The organism is Roseibium sp. RKSG952 (assembly GCF_009711355.1).
Genome location: NZ_SMMF01000728.1, coordinates 1 through 5870 on the forward strand (window position 1 = coordinate 1; position 5870 = coordinate 5870).

A 5870-nucleotide genomic window follows, 5' to 3' on the forward strand; every position below is an offset into this window, starting at 1 on the left:
TGAGTCACTTCATCTGAGACTTGGTATTACACCGGTCGCAAACAGAACGCGGCGACCATTGTGGATGGAGCCATCCGACGTGGCAACGAAAAACCGGTCCCTTTCGCCCGCGACCGCAACCGCCACGCCATCGACCCAGTTGAGGGTCGGATAGGCCTCGAGCTGGCGCCTGGCCTTTGTGGCGATCTCTGCCGGGTCCGCGCCATCCTGCCCGAGGAACCCGTGCGAGTGACTGGCAAATCGGTTACGCCGGACCCCGGCGTCAATCACGAGAACATCCTTGCGGGCGCGCAGAAGCTGCAGGGCGGATGCCATGCCGGCATAGCTCCCGCCGATCACAATCACGTCGTGTTTCATGTTCTATTCCCTCGATTGCGCAAAACGTCAAATCGCTCGGTAAATTCCATTGCAAGATCGGCAAGTGTGATCTTGCGGAACCGCTCAAGCAGCAGCGCTTCGGCTTCGGCGAACGCATCATCAAGCGCCGCGTTGACCGCCTGCTCGACAAGGCATTCGGGCGTATCGCTCCGGTTGCCGATTGCAAAGATAGCCGGTTCGCCGAGAGCCTCGTGGAGCTGGTGAAGCGAGACTGCCGACAGGTCGACAGCAATCCGCCAACCACCGTCGTGACCCCGGCTGGAGGTCACAATCCCGCACTCGCGCAACAATCCCATGGTACGGCGGACAACGACCGGGTTTGTGCCCATGCACTGCGCCAACGCCTCTGACGTCATCGGCCGGTCCTGGTCGGCCATGTGCATAAGGGCGTGCAAAACGGAGGAAAGGCGGCTATCTCTTTTCATGTAACAAACGTAGTTACATAAGTATCAGACGTCACGATTGGCCTCAACAGTTGTCGGCCGCATAAAGATCGCTTCAGGCCGGCCTCAACTCCTCAAGGCCAGCTGGTTCGGGTTGGTTGCGCCGATGCGCTGCAACAGCCCCGCAGCCATCTCACGGGCTTGCTGCAACTCTTCCGATGTTAGAAGATTCGATACCTTTTCCCGCCAGACAGCCGCATCCGCATTGCCATTTTCCGCCGCCAGAAAATACCAGGCATAGGCTTGCCGGTAGTCTTGCGGCACACCGTTTCCGGTCAAATAAAGGTTGGCAAGTTTGGTCTGCGACAAATGGAATTTTTGAGCCGCTGCTTTCTGATACCACTCCGCAGCCAGCTGAACATTCTGATCCACACCGCGCCCGGTCTCCAGGAGATACGCAAGATTGTGCTGGGAGGACGCAAAGCCTTGTTCGGCCGCCAATCCAAACCAGTCAAACGCCTGTTGGTCATCCTGCAAAACGCCGGTACCGCCAAAATACCCCATCGCAAGATTGTGCTGGGCCAACACATACCCCTGGGCAGCAGCTTGCCGGTACAGGGTCATGGCACGCTCAAGATCCCGCACGACCCCCTCGCCACGCTCATACAGAAAACCCAGATTGAATTGGGCGCGTGCCAGCCCCTGACCGGCGGCAGCCTGATAGAACGCTGCCGCAAGGCCGATGTCCTGCTCCACGCCCCAGCCGTTTTGGTACATCACCCCGAGATTGCTTTGTGCTGCGGCCAAGCCCTGCTCCGCTGCCAACCTGTACCACTCCAAAGCACGCTGATAATCCTGCGCTGCCAAGCGGCCTTCGTGATAGACCACCCCAAGATTGTACTGTGCGATGGCAAAACCTTGCTCTGCGGCCTTGCGGTAATTGGCAAGCGCTTGCGCATAATCCCTATCGACACCCTGACCGCTATCATACATCGCTCCGAGATTGGTTTGTGCGCTTGCAAGCCCCTGGTCTGCCGCTCTCCGGTACCAGGCAACAGCGCTTTCAGGATCGCCCGGAACACCCCATCCGTTTTCATAGAGGACGCCCAAATCGCTTTGCGCCTCTGCAAAGCCTTGCTCTGCAGCCTTGCGATACCATACAGCTGCGCGTTCATAGCTGTGCGTAACAACTCTGCCCTCCGCATGGAGCAGGCCCAACATGTGCTGCGCGGGCGCATATCCATCGTCTGCGGCAGACCTCAGCAAGCCCAGTGCAGCAAAATTGTCTCGCGGGACACCAAGTCCCCGATAATGCATCAGGGCAAAATTGTAGCGCGCGTTAACCAGCCAGCTTCTGGAGGCTTTGCGAAACAGAAATGCGGCGGCGCCATAGTATTTACGCTCATACAACCAGCTTCCGACGTAACTCTGCGCCGGGGGAGACGTATAAAGCGTTACCAACCCGGCAACGAGTGATAGACCCAAGACGGCAGCGGCCTGCGAAAGCCGAGATTTTCCCACGAATAATACCCCCACCACCCGTAATCGGCTTGGGCCGCCATTGCCCAAGACCAGCGCCGGTCTGCATGGCTCACATATCGATTTTGCAGTTATTCCGAATCCCTGAGGAATCCTAACCGAAACATCGCGAACCCCCAAAGGGCTTTATGGTTTTTTACTGATATTTTTTTACATGCCTGCCCCCGAAAGGCACAGACACTTCCGCCGCAAGCAAATTGAAGGATATTCTCAAAGAGTAACAAACAGCCAACTCGGCCGATAGGTGATAATGATTAATCACAATGCGACTTATGACAATTAAACCATGAATAAAAAACCATCCCTGATTTATTTTATAAAGACTTCTTTTTACCTATTCTCACTTCAAATGCACATTGGAGGCACGCAGGATGCAAAACATAAAACGCGATACACTCCACGGCACCTGCTTTCAGTTCGATGACAACTTCAATGCTGTCATCGATCAAAAATCCCATCAACGAAATGAGTACCTTGACATGGTCGACCGGGCATTTGTCACCGATTATGGCTGGGCAATCGGACCAGCGCAAAGGCGGGCCCTTTTCGAAACGGCAATCTTCACGATTTTTCGCTACAAGGGACAAGTCTCCGGAGGGTTCGTTGTCGACGGGCAAGAAAACCCTGAAGGCCGATTGCATACCCTGCTCAGATCACATCAGGACATGCCACCTTTGGAGCTTATCCGGCAACATACCCCAATCGGTTACCCCACACTCCTTATCCTGAACGACAGTGTAAAAAACAAATATGTTCCTTTCATTCGTGCGGTCATGATTGCCATTCTTCGCTTGTTGAAAATGGATTTTGCAATCATAGCGCCAGCGCTCAGTCCAAGGCGCTTGGACAAGCTGTACAAATACCATGGCTTCGATGCGATCTCGCCACCCGCTTTTGCCGAGCGATACAAAACCACCATCTCCGGAACACAGCCGAACTGTGTTTTGATGCTCAGGCCATTGCGGCCAGGTTTAGAGATCTCTCCGGCCCTGCTTGCCTATGGAGACGTGTTTAGACGGGATTACTGGCCGCAGGTGCAACGACAAAGAGATTTGACCAAACCATCCGAGTTCCGAAACATGCCATTGGCATCAAGTACGGCCGAATGTCTTCAGGCCCCAATGCTGCGGATACGGGGCGGTTTCCGATAAGCGGGTTGCCTTTTCCAAATTATGCAGCTTGTTTCCGGAGGCCGCCCACAGGATTACCTGCCACGCGCGGCGTGGCGGATGCTTGCATCAAATCGGATGATGATGCGGAATGCCGTCAAGTCTGATAGGGACCCCAGTCAATCGACCACTTGCAGCAAGGGGTGCCATTGGGTGCGCACATCGCTGGTCCGCGCATCACGGAAGTCGAAAATGCCCGAGCCTTCCGCCGCGTGCCGGGCATAGAGCACCCGGTCGGAAATCCGGCACAGAACCGGATAACCGCGCTTGGCCAGTCTCTTCTCAAGTTCGGCCACCTGCGTCGAACTGCGGTTGATCCGGTTGGCAACCAGATGAATTTCGGACTTTCCCTTCCGCACCCGCTTGATCTCGGAGATGCCGTCCAGAAACTTCAGGGTCGCGTCCCAGTCAAAGGCGGAGGGCAGAACCGGCACGACAATATCGGAGGCTTCAGCGATCAGGGTCCGGGCCAACTCGCTGCGCAATCCGCCCGGGCCGTCGATCACAACCGCATCCAGCTTTTTCGTCTTGCTGCCGATCGCCTCGACCTTGGTCCAGTTGAGTCCCTCGACAGACGCCAAGTGCTTCGGGCGGCGTTTGCTCCATGACAGGCTCGACTTCTGCCGGTCCGCATCGGCCAGCGCGACCTCATCCCCCCTGCTCGCCAGTGCTACAGCCAGATTCGTTGCAATTGTCGTCTTGCCGCAACCGCCTTTTGAATTCACGACCAGGATCTTGCGCACTCCGGCCCTCCCGTCCTTCTTGCGAGACCTGACGATCTCGCGGATTCTTTAGATTGGCCCGAGAATAGGCGCACAATTTGCGCTTATTCAAGTGTCTTTTTCATCTCAATCAGGGATTTCGTGGCGACAAAGCGGCAGGACTGAGGTATAGCTCTCGATCACCATGGATGTGATTACAACGACAAAAGACCTCACTGCGGCCTGCCAAAACCTTGCGTCCCATGACTATGTCACGGTCGACACGGAATTCTTGCGGGAAAGCACTTTCTGGCCGAAGCTCTGCGTCATTCAGATGGCGGGGCCGGACCACGCATATATTGTCGACGCCTTGGCCGAAGGTCTTGACCTTGCACCGTTTTTCGACCTGATGGGCGACGAAACAACGGTCAAGGTGTTCCACGCGGCACGGCAGGATATCGAGATCGTCTATCATCTGGGCAAACTGATTCCTGCCCCGCTGTTCGACAGCCAAGTCGCGGCAATGGTCTGCGGCTTTGGTGATTCCATTTCCTATGACCAGCTCGTCTACAAGGTTACCGGCGCGCGAATCGACAAGTCGTCCCGCTTCACCGACTGGGCGCGGCGCCCCCTGACACGCAAGCAGCTCGACTATGCCTTGGCAGATGTCACGCATTTGCGTGAAGTCTACCAGTTCCTGAAAGCCAATCTTGCAGAACAGGGCCGCAGCCACTGGGTCCAGGACGAGATGAAGATCCTCACCTCGCAAGAGACCTACCAGACAGAACCGTCCAAGGCATGGCAACGGCTGAAGATGCGCGTGCGCAAGCCGGGCGAACTGGCCGTGATGATGGAGCTGGCCGCCTGGCGCGAACGCGAGGCGCAGGGCCGTGACGTCCCGCGCAGCCGTGTTCTCAAAGACGACGCGATTTACGAAATCGCAGCTCAGCAACCGGACACCCCCGAAGCTCTCGGGCGTCTCAGGACGATTCCGCGGGGGTTTGAACGCTCCAAGTCAGCGGACGAAATCCTGAAAGCGGTCAAGACGGCACTGGCCCTGCCAAAGGAGCAGATACCCCGGCTCCCCAAGGGTCGGCCTGCCCCAGACGGATCGGCGGCAGCCGTTGACCTTCTGAAAGTCCTGCTCAAGCTGGTCAGTGAAGCGCACGGGGTTGCGGCCAAGGTCATTGCCACGGTGGATGATCTGGAAAAGATTGCAGCTGACGACAATGCAGATGTCGACGCCCTTAAAGGCTGGCGGCGGGAGCTGTTCGGTGAAGTTGCCCTCAAGCTGAAACGTGGCGAGGTCGCCCTTGCTTTCCGCGAACGGCAAATCATTGCCGTAGACCAGATCAACAGAAGCACCGAAGCCGCCGAATAGGCCGGAACAATTTGACAATCAGATGTCTTTGGCTGGCGGCACTCGATCGCCCCCAGCCAAACGGCTTCGACTGGTCAATACGCCCAGCCGGACACTGAACTGCCGGAGCACATCTGCCCAGGCCAACGCTCAAGCTGATCGAGGTGCGATGCCTTGAAGCGCGACAGCTGCGGTAATTGGCGGCCCCGCTCCAAGAAGCTAAAAAACCAGGCATCATCCTTCAAATGCGCTTGAGCCAAAAAATGATCAGGGCCGCACCATTTGCTCTCGCGAGCAGTGGCTGTCAGGTAGATATACTCCGAGTCCTCGAAAATCCGAC

6 protein-coding genes and 1 pseudogene are annotated in these 5870 nt (G+C 56.6%); 2 read left to right on the forward strand and 5 right to left on the reverse strand.

What is annotated here, in order from left to right; translation table 11 throughout:
• Positions 1-27: 27 nt before the first annotated feature.
• From E1297_RS04895 to E1297_RS04905, 3 genes and pseudogenes are all read right to left on the reverse strand, one after another.
• A pseudogene (locus tag E1297_RS04895) lies at positions 28-357 on the reverse strand (FAD-dependent oxidoreductase); the annotation flags it as partial.
• Positions 354-803, reverse strand: coding sequence for an Rrf2 family transcriptional regulator (locus E1297_RS04900; protein WP_155134647.1), 450 nt, complete (start codon positions 801-803; stop codon positions 354-356). The pseudogene E1297_RS04895 and the gene E1297_RS04900, both read right to left, overlap by 4 nt.
• An 84-nt stretch (positions 804-887) precedes the next feature.
• Positions 888-2282, reverse strand: coding sequence for an SEL1-like repeat protein (locus tag E1297_RS04905; RefSeq protein ID WP_155134650.1), 1395 nt, complete (start codon positions 2280-2282; stop codon positions 888-890).
• Between the two features lie 389 nt (positions 2283-2671).
• On the opposite strand from E1297_RS04905, the gene E1297_RS04910 reads away from it, so the two are divergent.
• A complete protein-coding gene (locus E1297_RS04910) occupies positions 2672-3451 on the forward strand; it encodes a hypothetical protein (RefSeq protein WP_155134653.1) in 780 nt (259 codons plus the stop codon).
• A gap of 137 nt (positions 3452-3588) precedes the next feature.
• Here E1297_RS04910 and E1297_RS04915 read toward each other — a convergent pair whose 3' ends face one another.
• A complete protein-coding gene (locus E1297_RS04915) occupies positions 3589-4212 on the reverse strand; it encodes a ParA family protein (protein ID WP_209015647.1) in 624 nt (207 codons plus the stop codon).
• Positions 4213-4375: 163 nt separating this feature from the next.
• Between E1297_RS04915 and rnd the strand changes: the two genes are divergently transcribed.
• A complete protein-coding gene (rnd, locus tag E1297_RS04920; protein WP_155134655.1) occupies positions 4376-5551 on the forward strand; it encodes a ribonuclease D in 1176 nt (391 codons plus the stop codon).
• 74 nt (positions 5552-5625) lie between these two features.
• On the opposite strand, the gene E1297_RS49730 is transcribed toward rnd, so the two are convergent.
• Positions 5626-5870: hypothetical protein (locus tag E1297_RS49730; RefSeq protein WP_209015648.1), on the reverse strand; the 245-nt coding region annotated here is incomplete at its 5' end.